Below are 18,902 nucleotides of genomic sequence, written 5' to 3' on the forward strand. Positions count from 1 at the left end.
ACTCACCGCTTTTCTTTTTATAAAAAGGAGGTAAAAATGGACCAAGAACGAGTTGGAATGAAGGTCGGTGAGGTTTACAAACTCACAGGAGAATTGATGCTGAAGGCTCTCTATTATGCTATGGAAAATGGCTATCAGACAATCAAAAGCCACAGTGAAAACAAGGTTTTCTCAGACAAGACTAACTGGAATCAGTTCATGGCAACTAAGGAAACCAAGCATTTTGAAACCTTTATGAATCATGAAGTCAACACAGAACGCCTGGAACAATACCTGAAAGGTTATGACGTGGGTTTTTCCATCAAGGACAATGGAAATGGGACAAGCACCATTGCTATCGATGCCAAAAATGTGAAGGCGCTTGAAGCAAGTTTCAAGGGTATCATCAATGATTTAACGAACCCTGACAAGGCTGAGAAGCTATCCTATAACCTGGTTAAAAGTCCTAAAAATATGACCGTGAAGGAAAAGCTCACTTATTACAAGAAGCAGGTCAAGGCTGATATTAAAGCTAAAAACCAGGTCAAAGTTCCAACGCCTAAAAAGGCGATTGCTAAAGATGAAAAGGGGTTATAGATGGTTACTGAACAGAAAAAACGAAACTTCTTTATCTATCTGATTGTCGGGCTGATTCTCTTTTATGTGGTGCATTGGTTGGTTAAACTTTATGACCTAGCTCCTGCGACTGAAGGAGTCATCTTTTTTGATGAAGCCCGTTTAGACTGGATGAGGGCTAACTGGTCAAGCAAGTCTTTGATTGATTTTTCATTCACTCAATCTAGCCTATACGGTGGGGGGATTGCTTTTTTTATCGTCTTGATGTTTTACTTTCGAGTCAACGACAAAGGGCGTTACCGCTACGGAGAGGAACACGGGTCGGCACGTTACGCAACGAGTAAGGAGATAGCTTCCTTCAGAGATAAAGAACCTGAAAATGATATGATTTTCAGCCAAAATGGACGGATGGGGTTATTTAATAAGCGCCTTCCTTTCAACCGTCAACTCAACAAAAATACTTTGACGGTTGGTCCGCCTGGTGATGGTAAAACCTTTACCTTTGTAAAGCCAAACCTGATGCAGATGAACAGTTCATTTGTCATCACAGACCCTAAAGGACTTCTTGTCCGAGAAACAGGTAAGATGCTTGAAGCTAACGGCTATAAAATCAAGGTCTTTGACCTGGTAAACCTGACTAATTCTAATCAGTTTAATGTCTTTCACTATATGCACGATGAATTAGATATTGATAGGGTTGCTTCTGCTATTAAGGAAGGGACAAAAGTTTCAGACAACATAGGAGAAGACTTTTGGAACAAGGCTGAAATTCTTTTGATGCGTGCTTTGATAGGCTATCTCTATTTTGATGGTAAAGTTTTAGGAAAATATGAGCCAAATATCGGTCAGGTTTCAGATTTGCTTCGAAATATCCAACGTGAAGACGAGGATATTCCAAGTCCAGTTGAAAGAATGTTTGAAGAGTTAGAGGAGGAATTACCAGGTAATTATGCAAACAGACAATGGGAACTATTTATTAAAAATGCTGAAGGAAAGACAGCTAGTTCAGTTAGATTTATCTCTTCAACAGTTTTTTCATCTTTTGACCATGAAGCAGTAAGGAAACTGACTGCCCGTGACTCAATGGAAATGGAAAAATGGCAGACGGAGAAAACAGCGGTCTTTATTGCAATCCCTGAAACAGACAAATCTTTCAACTTTATTGCAACTACCATGTTTGCCATGATGTTTAGGCAACTACCAATGACCGCCGATGAAATTCTTCAGGGGAATCACCCCACTTGTGAACCTGAAGACCTACTCCATATTAGACTTATCTTAGATGAGTTTGCCAACTTTGGACGATTTCCAAATTTTACAGAAACGCTCTCTTCAGTTCGTTCACGTGAAATTTCTATTGATATTATCATTCAGGCTATCAGCCAACTGAAAACACTTTATAAAGACCAGTGGGAAACTATCTTCAATAACTGCGCTACCCTGGTTTACCTGGGAACAAATGACAAGGAAACAATGAATTACTTCTCCATGCGGAGTGGTAAACAGACTATCAATGTCAAGAATCAGTCCCAAACCAGGGGGGCGCAAGGCTCAAGCAGTCAGTCTATTCAAACCATCCAACGTGACCTCTTGACACCTGATGAGGTTGCCCGTATAGGAGTTGATGAAGCACTTATCTTCATCTCAAAACAAAATGTCTTCAGGGATAAGAAGACCAACGTTCTTCAGCATCCACGGGCAAAAGAACTGGCAAATAGCCCAAGTGATGGTAATTGGTATCGTTACATTCGCACCATGTCAGATATGGATGATTGGGATGCTAACGTGAACCATGATAGGGTGATTAACACCACAGAAAAACAAGTCTTAGAAGCTGACTTGCCTTTTAGTCTAGCTTCTTAAGCAAATGAGAAAACCTGTTAGGAAAACCTAGCAGGTTTTGTTATTTTTGGAGGAAATACAATGACAAGACAAGAAACAAGAGGAATAGGATACTTTGAAACCCTCTTTTCAGCCGTTGAAATGGAGACTATGGCTGAAGCACTCAAACAATTTGCCCTGGGACATCAGGTAACTGAAAAAAGTAATGAGGGCGAGGTTTTAAATGGCTTTATCAGTACGCTGATAAAGACTTTAGAGCTTGAAGAATTTCAGGCAGTTGCTTCGCAACTCTTCAGCTACCCTAGACACTATGAAGGAAGCCTGGAGGTAGAATCGGTTGGGGCTTCAAAAGAAGACCTGAGTTATCTGAAGGACAACATAGACAGACTTCTTCAGGAGGAAATAGAGGTGATGTGAAATGAAATACCTGGTACTGGCTGAAAAGCCTGACCAAGCCAAGAAATATGCTCATGCCCTGGGACAAGCTAAGAATGAAAAAGGGGCTTGGAAAGTCACAACAAACTTGATAGACGGTCAAGTGACGGTGGTTTCAGCCGTTGGTCACTTGGTCGAGATAAAGAATCCTTATCAGAACTACGAAAATTGGGACTTGGCAAACTTGCCCGCTTTTCCTGAGACCTTCGAGTATGAGGTTAAGGCGGATAAGAAAAAGCAATTTAACCTGATAAAACGTGAGGTCAATCAAGCAGATTGCATCATCATAGGGACAGATGCAGACCGTGAGGGTGAGTCTATCGCTTATTTGATTTTGAGTCTGATTCCAAATGCTCTGAAGAAGGTCAAATATAGGTTATGGGTCAACTCTCTGACGGATTCAGGAATTGTCAAAGCCTTCAAAAGCCTGAGACCTGCTGAAGAAACCCGACAATATGCTGAAGAAGCTGAAGCACGTGCCAAATCAGATTGGTTGGTTGGCTTTAATTTTAGCCCTTGGACATCATTGAAGCTCCAGGAGTTAGGTTATTTAGGGGAGAAGGAGAAGAAGTTTTCAGTTGGTCGAGTACAGACACCGATTGTTTCTCTAATCGTTGAAAATGACCTGGCTATTGATTCTTTTGAGCCTAAACCGTTTTGGAAGGTAGAACTGATTGATGATATAGGGACAATCTTCAAAAACAACACCAAATTTGAGACCCTAGAGAGCGCACAGGAGGCTCTAAAGGTTCTTGGGGGATATTCGGTCGTTCAATCTATTCAAAGCGAAAATAAGGCGGTTTCTGCGCCAAATTTATACCATTTGACAAGTCTTCAATCAGAAATGAGTAAGAAATATCACTTTGATTCAGCTTATACCCTTGAAATAGCTCAAAAGCTCTATCAAAAAGGGGTTACGTCTTATCCACGTACTGACCACAAATTGATTACCCCTAATGAATTTGAATACCTGGTTAAACACCTTGACGATTATAAAGCTATCCTGGGTATTGAAGCTGATTTACCTAACGTTAAGCCACGGAAGAAGTATGTGCAAGATAAACAGATGGAACACTATGCCATCATCCCAACGGAAAACATGTCAGACGTGAGTTCACTTGAAGGAGATGAAAAAATCATCTATACGGAAATCCTCAAGAGAACGCTCTTGATGTTTGCTTCTGATTACCGTTACCAAGCAACACAAGTGACACTTGATAACAATGGGAATACCTTCAGCGCTAAAGGAAATGTGATGACTAATGAGGGGTGGACAGAACTAGCTGAAAAGGAAAATAAGGATTCCGTCTTACCTATCTACCAGGAGGGGGCTAGAATAGCCACTGAAGCCCAAATTAAGGAAGATAAGACAAAACCACCTGCAAGGCTAACAGAAAGCAGTCTGCTTGATGACGTGCTTCCTAAGTACAATTTAGGAACACCTGCAACACGAGCAGGCATCATTAAGACCATTATTGACCGTGACTATATCACACGTGACAAGAAGACAGGTCAACTTTTCCCAACAGATAGGGGGAAAATGCTTGTCCTTTTCCTTGATAATCTTGAAGTGATGTACACCAATCCTGAAACAACTGGAAAGTGGGAAACAGCCCTTCAGTTAGTTGGTCAAGGTCAAAAGTCTAAAGATTGGTTTATCGAGCAAACCAAAAAAGCCATAAGAGCACAATTAGAGAAAGGAGCAGGATAGATGGCAAGTATCGAAGAACTGAAGCAGTTATCCATTTTAGAGGTAGCTGAGAGCCTAGGAATGCAACTACACAGAACAGGAAGCCATACTTACGCCTGGCAAGAGCATGATTCCTTTGCCATCAATACCAGGGATAACTATTTCAATTGGTTTGCCCGTTCTACTGGTGGTGATGTGATAAAAATGGTCCAGGTTGTCCAAGAGGAAACGTCAGGACAAGCCGTTTCTTTTAAGCAAGCAAAGCATTTCTTGGAAGATGGGAGCTTTGATGCAGTGGATGTGACTGCAATCCCTGAAAAAGAACCCTTTCATTATTATCTTGAACCCTATGAAACAGAGTTTAAAGAGGGGAGAGAATACCTGAAGGATGTCAGGGGCTTGTCTGATGAGACGATCGATTTTTTCGCAGAAAAAGGCGTCTTATCACAAGCCACTAAAAAGACGGGTGACTACTTTGAACCTGTCCTAGTTTTCAAGAGTCTGGACACTCAAAATGAAATTATAGGGGCTTCTTTGCAAGGGATAAGGGAAAACTTAGACTTGTACGAAAGAGGGCGCTTAAAACAAATTATGAGGGCATCAGATGGCTTGACAGGGATGCACGTTGATATTGGGACACCATCTCGTCTAATCTTTGCAGAAGCCCCAATAGACCTAATGAGTTACTATGAACTCAAAAAGGACACCCTGAAGGATGTCCGATTAGTTGCTATGGATGGCTTAAAAGAATCAACTGTGAGTCGTCACGTGGCGGAACTCTTATCTGAAGTTGGTGAACTTAATGGCGAGGTTGACCAGGAGAAAAAATCTTCCTTCCTGGCTGATATGGCTAGAGTAACCACTTTCTTTGAAGATGGAAAACACCAGGATTTAATTACCCTTGCCGTTGATAATGATGAAGCAGGTCATACCTTTATTGAGCGCCTGACTGCTAAACAAATTGAAGTCACCCTTGACCTTCCACCAATAGCAGAAGACCAGGACAAAATGGACTGGAATGATTACTTGAAAGAAGTTAAGACACCTTCAGCAGTTGAGACACAAGAAAAAGCTCCTGACCGAAGTCAAGAGCCATCTAACACTGGGGGCGAATTGTTCAATCGCAATTTCAGTTCTTTAGAAACCGAAGTTTCAGGGATAGCACTGCAACCCGAAGAGTCAAAGACTCAACCTGATTTTCCTGCCAATGTTCAATTACATTTTAACATTGACAAGTCAGTTAAGTCAAGTTATAGGCTACGTGGTGGCTACAAATATCCTGAAGATAAGGACATAAGGACTCTAAACAACTATGCGGATAGTTTGCAACGGTCAGCCCAACAGTATTTAGATAGTTTTTCCAACCAAAAAATCATTTATGCTTTTAACGAAGATGACCAACTTAACTTTTTAGAGGTCGGCTTTGAAAAGAGACACTGGATGCACCTGACAGGAATAATGCCAATCTATGATGAACACTTACCTTCAGTTGCTGAGAAATTTATTGATGAAGTGGCTTCAGGTCATCTGTCATTTCAGAATGTGACACTTGGTCAAGGCTATAACGATAAAATCAAAGTCTTGCCAATGTTACCTGAGCTGTTAGACTCCAAAGCCTTCACCTTTAACGACTTAAGTTCGGTCCAAAAGTTTAAACGCTTGGAGCTAGAAAAAGGAATTAAACCCGAAAATGAAGACCTCATTTTAGCTCTAAAAATGGATGACAATTCAGCCGTTCCTGCTTCATTGATGAAGCTAACTCATAAAGCCTATCAGACGATTGAGCCATCTCAAAGAACGGTATTAGGTGTGTTTGCTGAAAAGGATAATCAGATTAAAACACTATCCATCAATCATGATTTTATCAAGGATGATGGAAAAGAAATGCTTGAGACTTTGCGAAAAAGTCGAGAGATAGAACCCCTTAAAGATGAACCAAATTTAAAACATGGAGGATTAACAATGCCAACTAATCAAGACTTAAATTTAAGAAATCGTTTTGACCAAATTCTCAGAGAAGAAGAGGAGAGAAAGAAAGACCAGGCACGAAAAGATGAGCGTGAACGTGATTCAGATGGTGATGGGATTTCTGATGAAGTTGAAAAAAATCAAGGCACAAGTCCTTACAATGCTGATACAGATGGGGATGGAAAATCCGATAATGAAGAAATTGGTTACGGTTCAAATCCTTTAGATGTTAACCATCCAAACAATCAAAATCAATCCTCTTCAGCTCCAACAAGAAGTGTTGCAGAATTGATTGAAGCAAAAGATAGCAAGGGTCTTTCTCAGGTTTTAAGAGAAGGAGTCAAAAGTTATTTTGAGTCTGATACCTACAAACAATACTTGACCACCATGAGCAAGTTTCACAATTATTCCCCTGGGAATATTCAGTTGATTTACATGCAAAATCCTGAAGCTACACACGTGGCATCTTTTAAAAAATGGAAAGATGACTTTGAAAGAAATGTCAATAAGGGTGAAAAAGCCTTACGGATTTTTGCGCCAATTATTCTTAAAAAGAAAGACCCTAAAACGCATGAACCCCTTCTTGATGAAAATGGAAATGAACAAACCTACACGTCCTTTAAACTTGTTCCTGTCTTTGATATTTCCCAAACAAACGGAAAAGAATTAGCTAAACCCATCTATGAACTCGAAGGTACTTATGAAGATTATGGCAATCTTTATAAGTCAGCTAAAGAGGTTTCGGAAGCTAATGGCGTTCCCCTTTCTTTCAGTGATGATACAGGAAGGGCAAAAGGGTATTACTCACCAACCAACAATGAAATTGTTATTAAGAAGGGACTATCGGAGCAACATACGCTTAAAACCATTTTCCATGAAATGGCACATTCTGACTTGCACAACATGGAAAAAATTCAAGAAAATCCACTAAAAAGAAGTACCGCAGAATTACAAGCTGAGTCAGTTGCTTTTGTCGTTGCTAGTCACTATGGACTTGATACGAGTGATTATAGTTTTGGATATTTAGCGAACTGGACGGATGACCCTCAAGGTCTGACTGACCTAGAAGGTCAAATTAAAATTGTACAAAAAGAAGCTAATAGCCTGATTTCAAGAATTGATAAAGCCCTTGAAAAGTATCAAAGTAAAGAAGTTACAAAAGATGTTTTTCAAGATAAAATTAACCGCTTGAAACAAGAAGCTAAAGAAAAACCCGTTGAAGCTAAAAAGGAAGAGCAGGCGAAAGACGAGCCAAAAAAAGCGCAGAAGAGCGACAACGAGATGAACCTGTAAAAGACCTTGTCGCTCAATTATCCGCAGGCTTTATGAATCGTAGAAAACAATCGGAGGACTAAACTATGAATGACACAATCGAAACAACTTTACTTTTGAACCTATTCTATTTTGAGAATGGCACATACACCAGGAATGAAAATTTTATCGAAGCCAAGCGCAGAAAAGCTATTGCTCTTTTAGATGAAGATGCTGACGAGCTAAAAGCTATTGACCCTGACTTAGCTCAAGAATATGCTGAGACAATCAGCTATCTTGAAACTCTTTCTGATGAAGAGTATCAAACCAAAAAAGAAGAATTACTTCAACAAGTTGAAGTCAATTAAGGTCCGAAGGACGACTTAGGGGCTTGGGGATATTCCCCAAAACTTTGAAAGATTGACCCGCTCAAAATTGGCACTTTGCCAGTTTTGAGTTTTGGGAAAATCTTTTAAAAACAGCGATTGGGTACCCAAACGCTAATCTTGCCAGTTTGAAAAGTATAGAGGGTGAGAGTACAATAGTCAAGAGAAAAGTACGAGGTGAAAATCAATGACTGAAGAAAAACGTTATCGAGAAATTCAACGAAAACTGAGAGTGACATCAAGGGAAAATGACCTGATAAAAGAGAGGATGGCGCTACATGGTTTTAAAAACTTTAACACCTATGCCCGTTATATGCTTTTGACTGGTGAGGTGGTGACGGTTGATTATTCTGAGTTGATAAAATTGAGAACCGAGATAAATAAAATTGGTACAAATATCAACCAACTTGCAAAATATGTCAACACAAATGAAGAGTTTAGTTTCGAAAATTTCCAAAGTTTGCAATCCTCGCTTACAGAAGTTAAGCGGTTGATGGATGACAATTTTGATAAAGAAGTTGCCATGATTGAAAAATTGATGAGAGACAGAAGGGAGTAAATTGATTTGGTAGTCACAAAGGTTAAACAGATAAAATCGGTCAATAAATTATCTGATGGTCTCAAGTATATTGAAGATGGTGCTAAAACGATTGGGACAGAATTGATTGATTCTGATTTGAATTTTCCTGTTAAGGTTGTAGATGGTCAGATTGTTTCTCAATTAGTATCAGGTAATCTAGTGATTGATATTGAGTCGGCTTTTTCAGAATTTATGATGTTGAAACAACTTGCCAACTTGGAAAAAGGCAGACCAATCAATAATGAGGAGTTGGTCAAAAATGACGTTTTAGCCCACCACATTATTCAATCATTTTCCCCTGAAGATAATCTGACACCTGAACAGGTACATGAAATTGGACGAAAGACGGCACTTGAGTTGACAGGTGGAAGTCATCAATTTGTGATTGCCACTCACATGGACAAGGGGCATCTACACAATCACATTTATATCAATTCCACTAATTCTGTCACACTGAATAAGTTTAGATGGCAAAAAGGAACTGCGTTGAGTCTTTTCAATATTTCAAATAAATATGCTGACCTGTACGGTGCTAAAATTCTTGAACGTAAGAATCAATTTGGTCACAAAGAATACTCAGCTTATCAGAAAGAAAATGTCTTCAAATTAGAAATCAAGTCCCGTCTTGAATTTTTGCTGAAGCACTCAGTCAACCTATCGGATTTTCAAGAAAAGGCAAAGGCGCTTAATCTTGCAGTGGACTTTTCGGGCAAATATGCCAAGTATAAATTACTTGATAAAGACCAAAAGAGAAATACCCGTGACAGCACCTTGTCAAAAAAGGGACGTTACTCTTTGGAACAAATTCAAGAGCGACTAGCTAAAAATGAAATCGTGCATCCGCTAGAGTCAATTAAAAGCGAGTATGACAAATTACAAGCCGAAAAAGCTGAAGATTTTGAAATCAGGGTCAAGATTGAACCGTGGCAGGTCGAGCATGAAACAGACACAGGGATTTATCTTCAAATGCAGTATGGGATAGCCAATCAAGGAACAGTTAAAATTCCAAGTCGCTTAGTTGATAAACAGGATGACGGGAGCTTTGATGTCTTTATCAAGAAATCTGATTTTTTCTATTTCATCAATCCTGACAATTCAGCTAGTAACAAATTTATGAAAGGGTCAACGCTTATCAATCAGCTTGCTTATGAGAGTGGAGAATATATCTTGACCAAGAACCCTAATATTTCCAAGTTGGATTTACTGGTCAAGGAATATAATTACTTAGTCAGTCATAATGTATCTGATTCTGACCAGTTTCATGAACTACGTGACCGCTTCATTGCTCAAATTGAAGAAACACAAGATTCATTAGAGAGGCTTGATGACAAAGTGGAACGCTTGAACAAAATTGCTTCAGCGCTTGAAGATATTCATTCAGAAAGTCCGATTGATGCAAAAGTAGCTTATCAAGTTTTGGAAGAACTCAATATTTCAGCTTCAGTCAATCCAAAAGAGATTGAAAAACAGGTTGTTGAGGTTTCAATCGAACGGAAAGCCCTGAAGGAAAAATTTGATAGTATTGTTAAAGACTTTACTCAATATGAAAAACTTGAGAAACACGCTCAAGCAAGAAGACAAGAAATTTCTCATCAGACAAAAGCCCCTGAAGAAATGGAAAGATAGGCTGAGAAAAATCACCGCCAACGGCGATCGATTTTTCGATGAAATAAAATTCAAAAGCAAATTTAATAAGGTTAATAGAGCTCATTATTGAGACGGACTTAAACTTTTCAATTGAATTAGAAAAAGTTGAAAAGAGTTCTAAAATGTTTTGGGATAGGTATTTTATTTCAATATCGGGTGCTAAAACAACTAAGATGAGTGAACTAATTTCAATGATTGAAAAACTAAAACAGATTTTAACCCAAGTTAAAGAAGATGAATTAGAGAAATTACCAAAATAATATAATTAAAATAGAGGAGAAAAATATGTTAACACCAAAGGAATTATCACAAAAAATTGAAACCACTTCGTTAGTTGAAGCGATTGAACTTTTTAAAGAAAAAGTTCTTAATGTGCAATTAACACACTATGTAAGAGATGATTATAGATTAATAAACAAAAAAGAGTACGAAAGGATAGATTATAGTGGTTCATTCTTCTTTTTCGTAGAACCTGATTTAGGATCTAGCCGTGGAGGGTTCTCAGATGCGATTCTCGAAGACAAAGAAAAAGTTGCCCTGCTCCTGCTATTAGTGGAAACTTTTGAACGTTATGTAGATGTCAACACAGGCATTGAAGATTTTCTTGGCTATGATTGTGTTTTTTGTGATTTTGTTGTTTCAGATGAGAATGCGGCCAAACCACTTACGCAAGAAGAATATGAGGCGATCAAAGATTTAATTATAACTGTAATAGATAATTTTGTACCAAGTATGACAGTTATGGAAACAGATGAGTATGAATTGTTCAAAAGAGGACAAAGTCCAAAAGATACAGAAATTGATAATATTCAAATCACACTACCACTTTCTATTTTATAGGATTTAATTAACGGACATTAGAGTATGCCCTATTGTCCTTTTTGTAAGTTCTTGATTTTAGTGGATTAAACAGGCGGACAATAGGGTTAGGCAAAATATGGAGGTAGAAAATGGCTAAAATCGGCTATGCTAGAATCAGCGCTTCAGACCAAAACATGGCTAGGCAACTGGAACAAATGAAGGGGGTTGATAAACTGTTTCAGGAAGCTATGAGCGGAGCAAGTAAAGACCGCCCTCAGCTGAAGGCGATGCTTAATTATATCCGAGAAGAGGACAGAGTCGTTGTGACTGAGTTGGAACGATTGGGAAGAAATAACAAGGAACTGACCGAGGTCATGAATGAGATTCAGACCAAAGGGGCAACTTTGGAAGTTCTGAATCTTCCTACACTTCGTGGGATTGAAGATGATAACCTCAGACGGCTTTTGAACAATCTGATTTTGGAGCTATACAAATATCAGGCGCAGGCTGAAAGGGAACGTATCAAGGAACGTCAAGCACAGGGAATCGCCATCGCAAAGACACAAGGCAAGTACAAGGGACGTAAAGCCCTTTTTTCAGACGATGATAGCAGACTGCAGCATGCTTTTGAACTGTATCAAAAAGGCTATACAGATAAGGATGTGGCGAGTTTGACAGGCATCAATGAGAGGACGTTCAGACGGTATCGTGAAAAATATGATATAAAAAGATAGTGATAAAAATATTGATTAAAATACTGATTTTAATGTTGATATTTATAGTGATTTATATTATAATAAGAGGTATAGAAATCAGGAGGAGTAACATGAAATCCAGAGAAACAAAATATCCAGGAAGAGCTTATTTACTAGGTATTCCACTTTGGAAAGTAGAGCTTTCAGAAGAAATGTGGCAAAAAGCGCTTGTCAGTTATAGAACTTCAAAAGGAAATATTTTCTACTACAAGCCATCCAAGGAGGATAACAAATGAAGCTCATGAGTTTTGTAGCTATCAAAGGAGGGGTGGGAAAAACCACACTAGCCCTCCTCAATGGTCAGTATCTAGCCAGTAAAGGCTACAAGGTCTTATTTATTGACCTTGACCACCAGTGCAACCTGACACACTTTTATGATGTCTATGAGGACACGTCAACCGTTGCCAATGTGTTTGCAGGGTCAGATGATGTAGCTATCTTGTCTGTTGCTCCTAACATTGACCTCATTGCTGGTTCAATGAAATTGGATGAATCGGAAAGAAAGCTAGAAACTGACCCTAATCAAAATATGTATCTCTATGATTGGCTGGGGGATAATTTAGAGTCCAAAAATCTTGACCAATACGATTATGTCATTTTGGATTGTCGTCCCGATTTTGGGATTGCGACAAGAAACGCTATCGCAGTCAGTCACACGCTTTTTAGTCCAATTATCCCTAGTGATTTTGCTTTTGAAGCTAAGGAGAATTTAGAAGTTCGCCTAGAACAATACCGTAAGACAGAAATTGTCCGCCCTAGTCGGGAATCATTGATTACGGCTCAACTCTATTTCTTGCCAAATATGATTAAGCATAATACGTCAAAATCAAAAGAGCTATTAGAAGCCTTGAAAACTGATTCTTCAGTCGTTGGTCTAATTCCTCAAAAGGAACTGTTTAACCGTGCGACCAAAGATGAAACGGTTATAGACATGATGCTTGACTCAACATTGAAGAGGGAACATAAGAATTTCTTTTCAGCCTTGACTGACACATTGAATGAGCTTCAGGAACTCACAGATATGGCTTAATTTTCATCATTATATATATCACTATTTTAATCATTATAAAAATCACTATCGAAAAGAGGTATAGCATGGCGTTTGAATCTAAAAAAGAGAAAATCAGTAAAGTCCTTCAGGAAGAGATTAAAGACCCTAAGCCACAAAAGAAACGAGGGCGAAAAGCTGGTCGTCCATCAGGGAAGACCAAATTTCCTTATCAGTTTACACTGAAACCCCAAAATCGGGAGAAGCTGGATAGAATCGCAGAAGCATCAGGATATAGTGGTGCATCCACCTTCCTTGATGAGTGGATTGAACAGTATCAAGAATAAGTATCATGTTTTTAATGTTTATATAAATCACTATTTTAATCAATATAAAAGGAGGGCTTTATGGATTTCATCACGAGATTAAAAGCTGAAAGAAACGGGAAGGTTCATGGTGGGATATATGATATTACACAGAAGCGCTTTGCCTATAACTCAAACAAAATAGAGGGAAGCCGTCTGACAGAAGAACAAACTAGCTTTATTTATGAGACAAAAACGATTGCCAACATCGGGGGAACAGGTATCAAGATTGATGACCTTGTAGAGACCACCAACCATTTTAAGTGCTTTGATTATATCCTTGATACCGTCAACGAACCGCTAACAGAAGACTATATCAAAAAACTTCATAGCTTATTAAAGAGTGGGACGAGTTCGGAACACAACCCGATAGCCCCTGTAGGGCGCTATAAAGTGCTTCAGAATGAAGTAGGTCAGATAGCGACAGCAGACGTTGATCGTACAGAAGATGAAATGCTTGCTCTGATGATTGGCTACGGCTTAAAAGAAAATAAAGACTTGGCTTATCTTACTAGCTTTCATGCTCAATTTGAACAGATTCATCCTTTCGCAGATGGCAATGGTCGGGTAGGTCGGTTGATTCTTTATAAAGAATGCTTGAAGGAAGGCATCACACCTTTTATAGTGGATGACTTGAACAAAGCCAGTTATTATAGTGCTCTTGAAGCTTTTCAAATAAATGACGAAAGACAGCCATTACTTGATTATTTCCGCTCGGAGCAGAAATTCTATGCTAACTATCTCAAAAATAAAGGCTTTGAAGGAAAAATCAATGAAGCAAAAGACGGTGATGTTATAAAAAAGCCTGAAGGCTTTTCTGAGAAATTGGAAAGGCTGAAGAAAGAAACTCAAGGCACTACAAAGAAGGTAGCCCCCAGCAAAGAAGAAGACCTTTCTCTTTAGATAGCTATTTTAATCATGGTATAAATAGTTATTAAAATCAATATAAAAATAATGACAAATATTATTGTAATAATAGTGACCTTTCCAAATGGAGAGGTCTTTTTTTCTTGTCTAGATTTTCGCTATAATAAGCGTATTGTAAGAAAGGGGTAAGAGATGATGCTAGATGAAAGAGTTTTTTCAGAACGTTTGAGAATAGATAATCAGAAAACCTTCCTGAAGATGATTGAAGATTATGAGAAGTCTATTGTCCCGAGTATGAGAGCACAAGGCTTCAAGAGAATCAATCAGAAGGAGCGGACAGTCATTTTCTCTTTTGGAGAGATGACTTTTTCAAGGAGCAGATGGAAAAAGGGGGATACGGTTAGAATCCCAGTAGATGAAAAATTGGGACTTGAGCCACGGTCACGGTTTTCCCAAGAACTCCTTTACCAAATTACAAGGCTATCTAACTATATGCCATATCGGAAAGTGGTTGAAGTGATGGAACTTCTCAAGTCAATATATATCACGAAAAACACTGTTCAGCACGCTCTCGATGTCGCAGGTCATCTCCTTGAGGATAAAGCTGACTATGATTCCTTATCAGCAGATAGGTCAGCCGATAGACCAAGCAAAATCAAAGCCGAACGGCTGTATATTGAAGGGGACGGCGTTTGGGTCAAACAGTCCACTCCTAACAAGCAAGGGAAGTCCGTAGAACTCAGTCATTTTGTCGTCCATACAGGGAGCAAGAAGGGTAAAAGAAATATCCTGAAGGATAAATTTGAGGTCGTATCGACACACTATCATCAGGCTAAAGATAAACTCCTTGAATTGATTATGGAGCGCTTTGAGATAACGCCTGAAACGGTCATTGTAACCAACTCAGACGGTGGGAAGGGCTACTCTCCTAATCTCTTCAAAGAGCTTGTCAGTGGGTTCAGACCTAAAGAGCATTTTTATTTTTGGGATGCTTTCCACGTAAATCAAGCTATTAAGACACAGCTGAGGCCATTTCCTTCAGAACTGATTAAGCAAGCATTTCAAGCCCTCAAAAATCGGGATAAGAGCCAGCTGAAGACAGTGCTAGATACAGCTGAATCATTGATCGATAGTGACGAGAAACTAGCAACTTTTCAACGTTTCGGACGGCAACTCTTGAGAAATTTCAAATACACGGAAAGTCCTGAAGCCTTTGGTCTTTCCTCAAGTGGTATTGGTATCATGGAGTCTCAGCATCGTAAAATCACGTATCGGATGAAAAACAGGGGGATGTATTGGAGTAAGAAGGGCGCAGATACCATGAGCCAGACTATTCTTTTAAGCCATTCAGAAGAATTGAGAGACCTCTTTTTTGGAGAATGGCGACAATCCTATCAAAAAATAAAAGACCAAGAAAGTAATCTCCTTGGTCAATTTTGCGATGTCCAATCCTTCTATACATTGCCCCGTTTAAAGCGTCCGAATGTTAAGCCAAAATATGGTGTAAGCCTTATAGAAGAAAGAAACTAAATATCAAAAAAACCTTGAGATGTCAAGGCTTTTAAGAATGTTTTCACAGAAAATGCTTGCATTTTGATACGATTGTGATATAATATGATTATAGAAAAACACGAAGAAAAGACGAAAGGTGCGCTAACACCTTCCGCCTTACCGATTAAACAACGTACACTTGTTCAATCAGCTTATAAGTATTGTATCATCAAAAGAACAATAATTCAAGACTGAAACAAGTGAAAAAATTAACGTTTCGGTCTTTATTCTCGTTCTATTGATGATTTTTCGTTTTCTCCCAAAAACAGACACACTCTAATGTTGTTATCAACTTGACCTAAGACCTAAAACACGTTAAAATGGAAAGTAACAAAGAGTTTTAATGTTAGGAAACTCTGAGTCTTCCCTTTGAGAAAGGTAATCATTGATTCGGATACAGAAAAGTGGCGGTCGCTGCGAGCCATGGACGGATGAGATTACTTGCTACTCAAAGTTTAAAATTTAAGAAAAATAAGAATGACAAGGTCATTGAATGAAGGTGGTACCGCGGTTCACGTCGCCCTTCGTTTAGTGGTTTTGTCTTTTATTCTTTTAGTATTTTCTAATTGGTATAAATTAAGAAATAATTAAGGAGAAATAATGAAACAACTTACTTCAGCACAAATTCGCCAAATGTGGCTTGATTTCTGGAAATCAAAAGGTCATGCTGTTGAACCATCAGCTAACTTGGTTCCAGTTAACGACCCAACTCTTCTTTGGATTAACTCAGGGGTTGCCACTCTGAAGAAATACTTTGATGGCTCTGTGATTCCTGAAAATCCACGTATCACCAACTCACAAAAGGCTATCCGTACCAATGATATCGAAAACGTTGGTAAGACGGCTCGTCACCACACGATGTTTGAAATGCTTGGTAACTTCTCAGTTGGTGATTACTTCCGTGATGAGGCTATCGAGTGGGGTTATGAGCTTTTGACAAGCCCAGAGTGGTTTGATCTTCCAAAAGACAAACTTTACATGACTTATTACCCGGATGATAAAGATTCATACAACCGTTGGATTGCTTGTGGAGTTGAGCCAAGTCACTTAATTCCAATCGAAGATAATTTCTGGGAAATCGGTGCAGGTCCTTCTGGACCAGATACTGAGATCTTCTTTGATCGTGGAGAAGAATTTGACCCTGACAATATTGGTATTCGCTTGCTTGAAGAGGATATTGAAAACGACCGTTACATTGAAATTTGGAACATCGTTTTGTCACAATTTAATGCAGATCCAGCTGTTCCACGTTCAGAATACAAAGAGCTTCCTAATAAAAACATTGATACGGGTGCAGGTCTTGAACGTCTTGCAGCCGTAATGCAAGGGGCTAAAACAAACTTTGAAACAGACCTTTTCATCCCTATTATTCGTGAAATTGAAAAAATGTCTGGTAAAGCTTATGATCCAGATGGTGAAACATTGAGCTTCAAAGTTATCGCAGACCACATACGTTCATTGGCCTTTGCTATCGGTGATGGAGCTCTTCCAGGTAATGAAGGCCGTGGTTATGTTCTTCGTCGTCTTCTCCGTCGTGCCGTAATGCACGGTCGTCGTCTTGGTATTTCTGATGCTTTCTTGTATAAACTTGTCCCAACTGTTGGTCAAATCATGGAAAGCTATTACCCAGAAGTTCTTGAGAAGAAAGACTTTATCGAGAAAATTGTTAAACGTGAAGAAGAAACCTTTGCACGTACTATCGATGCAGGTTCAAGCATGCTTGATGAACTTCTTGCTAACCTTAAGAAATCTGGTAAAGATACGCTTGAAGGTAAAGATATCTTTAAACTTTACGATACTTACGGATTCCCAGTGGAATTGACAGAAGAATTAGCTGAAGACGAAGGCTTCAAGATTGACCATGAAGGTTTCAAAGCTGCCATGAAAGAACAACAAGACCGTGCGCGTGCTAGCGTGGTTAAAGGTGGGTCTATGGGTATGCAAAATGAAACTCTTGCTAACATCACTGAACCATCTGAGTTCTTGTATGAAGCGGAAACTGCAGAAAGTCGTTTGAGCGTAATCGTTGCTGATGATGCTCGTCATGATAGTGTAAATTCTGGCCAGGCTCTTCTTGTCTTTGAACAAACACCATTCTACGCTGAAATGGGTGGACAAGTAGCAGACCACGGTATTATTTCAGATGCAGCGGGTACTACTGTTGCGCGTGTTGTTGATGTTCAACGTGCACCAAATGGACAAGCTCTTCATACTGTTGAGGTTGAAGGTGAACTTGTTGTCGGAGCTAACTACAAACTTGAAATTGACCACTCACGTCGTCACCGTGTTATGAAAAACCACACAGCAACTCACCTCTTGCATGCTGCCCTTCACAACATCGTTGGTAATCACGCAGTCCAAGCCGGTTCTCTTAACGAGCAAGAATTCTTGCGTTTCGACTTCACTCACTTTGAGGCGGTAACTCCAGAAGAATTACGTGCTATCGAAGAACAGGTCAACGAAGAAATCTGGAAAGCAACTCCAGTAACAACTATTGAAACAGATATTGACACTGCTAAGTCAATGGGAGCTATGGCCCTCTTTGGTGAAAAATATGGTAAGCGTGTTCGTGTCGTTTCAATCGGCGACTACTCTGTTGAGCTTTGTGGTGGTACTCACGTTGCCAACACAGCTGAAATCGGTATGTTCAAGATTGTTAAAGAAGAAGGTATCGGTTCAGGAACACGTCGTATCTTGGCAGTTACATCACGTGAAGCTTACCTTGCTTATCGTGAAGAAGAAGATGCCCTCAAATCAATCGCAGCAACACTTAAGGCTCCACAATTGAGAGAAGTGCCTAACAAGGTTGCTAGCCTTCAAGAGCAATTGCATGCCCTTCAAAAAGAAAATGCTACTCTTAAAGAAAAAGCAGCTGCCGCTGCCGCTGGTGACGTCTTCAAAGATGTTAAAGAAGCTAACGGTGTTCGTTACATTGCTAGCCAAGTAGAAGTTTCTGATGCTGGTGCCCTTCGTACTTTTGCTGACCAATGGAAACAAGCAGACTACTCAGATGTTCTTGTCCTTGCGGCTCACATCAGAGAAAAAGTTAATGTCCTTGTAGCAAGTAAGTCTGAAAACGTTCACGCAGGTAATCTTATCAAGGTTCTTGCACCAATCGTATCAGGTCGTGGTGGTGGTAAACCAGATATGGCTATGGCCGGTGGTAGCGATGCTAACAGTATCCAAGATCTTCTCTCAGCAGTAGCAGAACAGTTTTAAGA

At 39.4% G+C, this 18,902-nt stretch carries 17 protein-coding genes; all 17 read left to right on the forward strand.

From position 1 onward, the window contains the following. Positions 1 to 36: 36 nt before the first annotated feature. Positions 37 to 576 carry a DUF3801 domain-containing protein gene (locus E3C75_RS04610; RefSeq protein WP_111679320.1) on the forward strand — a complete coding sequence of 180 codons (540 nt, stop codon included), beginning with the start codon at positions 37 to 39 and terminating at the stop codon, positions 574 to 576. Further along, the gene (locus E3C75_RS04615) at positions 577 to 2,418 is read left to right on the forward strand and encodes a VirD4-like conjugal transfer protein, CD1115 family (protein ID WP_111679322.1); all 1,842 of its coding nucleotides are present in this window, start codon (positions 577 to 579) and stop codon (positions 2,416 to 2,418) included. It begins immediately after the preceding gene. A 60-nt stretch (positions 2,419 to 2,478) separates the two neighbouring features. Next, complete coding sequence (locus E3C75_RS04620; protein WP_111679323.1) at positions 2,479 to 2,814, forward strand: hypothetical protein; 336 nt, start codon at positions 2,479 to 2,481, stop codon at positions 2,812 to 2,814. Between the two features lies 1 nt (position 2,815). Further along, on the forward strand, positions 2,816 to 4,543 hold the full coding sequence (locus E3C75_RS04625; protein WP_111679325.1) for a DNA topoisomerase: 1,728 nt from the start codon (positions 2,816 to 2,818) through the stop codon (positions 4,541 to 4,543). After that, positions 4,544 to 7,783, forward strand: coding sequence for a PBECR4 domain-containing protein (locus E3C75_RS04630; protein WP_111679328.1), 3,240 nt, complete (start codon positions 4,544 to 4,546; stop codon positions 7,781 to 7,783). A gap of 65 nt (positions 7,784 to 7,848) precedes the next feature. Beyond that, complete coding sequence (locus E3C75_RS04635) at positions 7,849 to 8,109, forward strand: transcriptional regulator (RefSeq protein WP_111679330.1); 261 nt, start codon at positions 7,849 to 7,851, stop codon at positions 8,107 to 8,109. A 205-nt stretch (positions 8,110 to 8,314) separates the two neighbouring features. After that, positions 8,315 to 8,686 (forward strand): plasmid mobilization protein, encoded by a 372-nt coding sequence (locus E3C75_RS04640; RefSeq protein WP_111679332.1) that lies wholly within the window; start codon positions 8,315 to 8,317, stop codon positions 8,684 to 8,686. A gap of 6 nt (positions 8,687 to 8,692) precedes the next feature. Then, positions 8,693 to 10,333: a helical hairpin domain-containing protein gene (locus E3C75_RS04645; RefSeq protein WP_111679334.1), complete on the forward strand. Its 1,641-nt coding sequence runs from the start codon at positions 8,693 to 8,695 to the stop codon at positions 10,331 to 10,333. A gap of 143 nt (positions 10,334 to 10,476) precedes the next feature. Beyond that, on the forward strand, positions 10,477 to 10,614 hold the full coding sequence (locus tag E3C75_RS04650; RefSeq protein WP_162173400.1) for a hypothetical protein: 138 nt from the start codon (positions 10,477 to 10,479) through the stop codon (positions 10,612 to 10,614). Positions 10,615 to 10,639: 25 nt separating this feature from the next. Then, complete coding sequence (locus E3C75_RS04655; RefSeq protein ID WP_111679336.1) at positions 10,640 to 11,194, forward strand: hypothetical protein; 555 nt, start codon at positions 10,640 to 10,642, stop codon at positions 11,192 to 11,194. 110 nt (positions 11,195 to 11,304) lie between these two features. Further along, on the forward strand, positions 11,305 to 11,889 hold the full coding sequence (locus tag E3C75_RS04660) for a recombinase family protein (RefSeq protein WP_111679338.1): 585 nt from the start codon (positions 11,305 to 11,307) through the stop codon (positions 11,887 to 11,889). A 92-nt stretch (positions 11,890 to 11,981) separates the two neighbouring features. Then, positions 11,982 to 12,146: a hypothetical protein gene (locus tag E3C75_RS04665; protein WP_162173401.1), complete on the forward strand. Its 165-nt coding sequence runs from the start codon at positions 11,982 to 11,984 to the stop codon at positions 12,144 to 12,146. Further along, on the forward strand, positions 12,143 to 12,940 hold the full coding sequence (locus tag E3C75_RS04670; RefSeq protein WP_111679340.1) for a ParA family protein: 798 nt from the start codon (positions 12,143 to 12,145) through the stop codon (positions 12,938 to 12,940). Before E3C75_RS04665 ends, E3C75_RS04670 begins: the two co-directional genes overlap by 4 nt. A gap of 65 nt (positions 12,941 to 13,005) precedes the next feature. Then, positions 13,006 to 13,245, forward strand: coding sequence for a hypothetical protein (locus E3C75_RS04675; RefSeq protein WP_024396444.1), 240 nt, complete (start codon positions 13,006 to 13,008; stop codon positions 13,243 to 13,245). Positions 13,246 to 13,305: 60 nt separating this feature from the next. Beyond that, positions 13,306 to 14,166, forward strand: coding sequence for a Fic family protein (locus E3C75_RS04680; protein ID WP_111679342.1), 861 nt, complete (start codon positions 13,306 to 13,308; stop codon positions 14,164 to 14,166). A gap of 156 nt (positions 14,167 to 14,322) precedes the next feature. Then, on the forward strand, positions 14,323 to 15,660 hold the full coding sequence (locus E3C75_RS04685; protein ID WP_111679343.1) for an ISLre2 family transposase: 1,338 nt from the start codon (positions 14,323 to 14,325) through the stop codon (positions 15,658 to 15,660). Between the two features lie 621 nt (positions 15,661 to 16,281). Then, positions 16,282 to 18,900, forward strand: coding sequence for an alanine--tRNA ligase (gene alaS / locus E3C75_RS04690; protein ID WP_100262389.1), 2,619 nt, complete (start codon positions 16,282 to 16,284; stop codon positions 18,898 to 18,900). Positions 18,901 to 18,902 lie beyond the last annotated feature (2 nt).

The organism is Streptococcus thermophilus, from assembly GCF_010120595.1.
Taxonomy (GTDB): Bacteria; Bacillota; Bacilli; order Lactobacillales; family Streptococcaceae; genus Streptococcus; species Streptococcus thermophilus.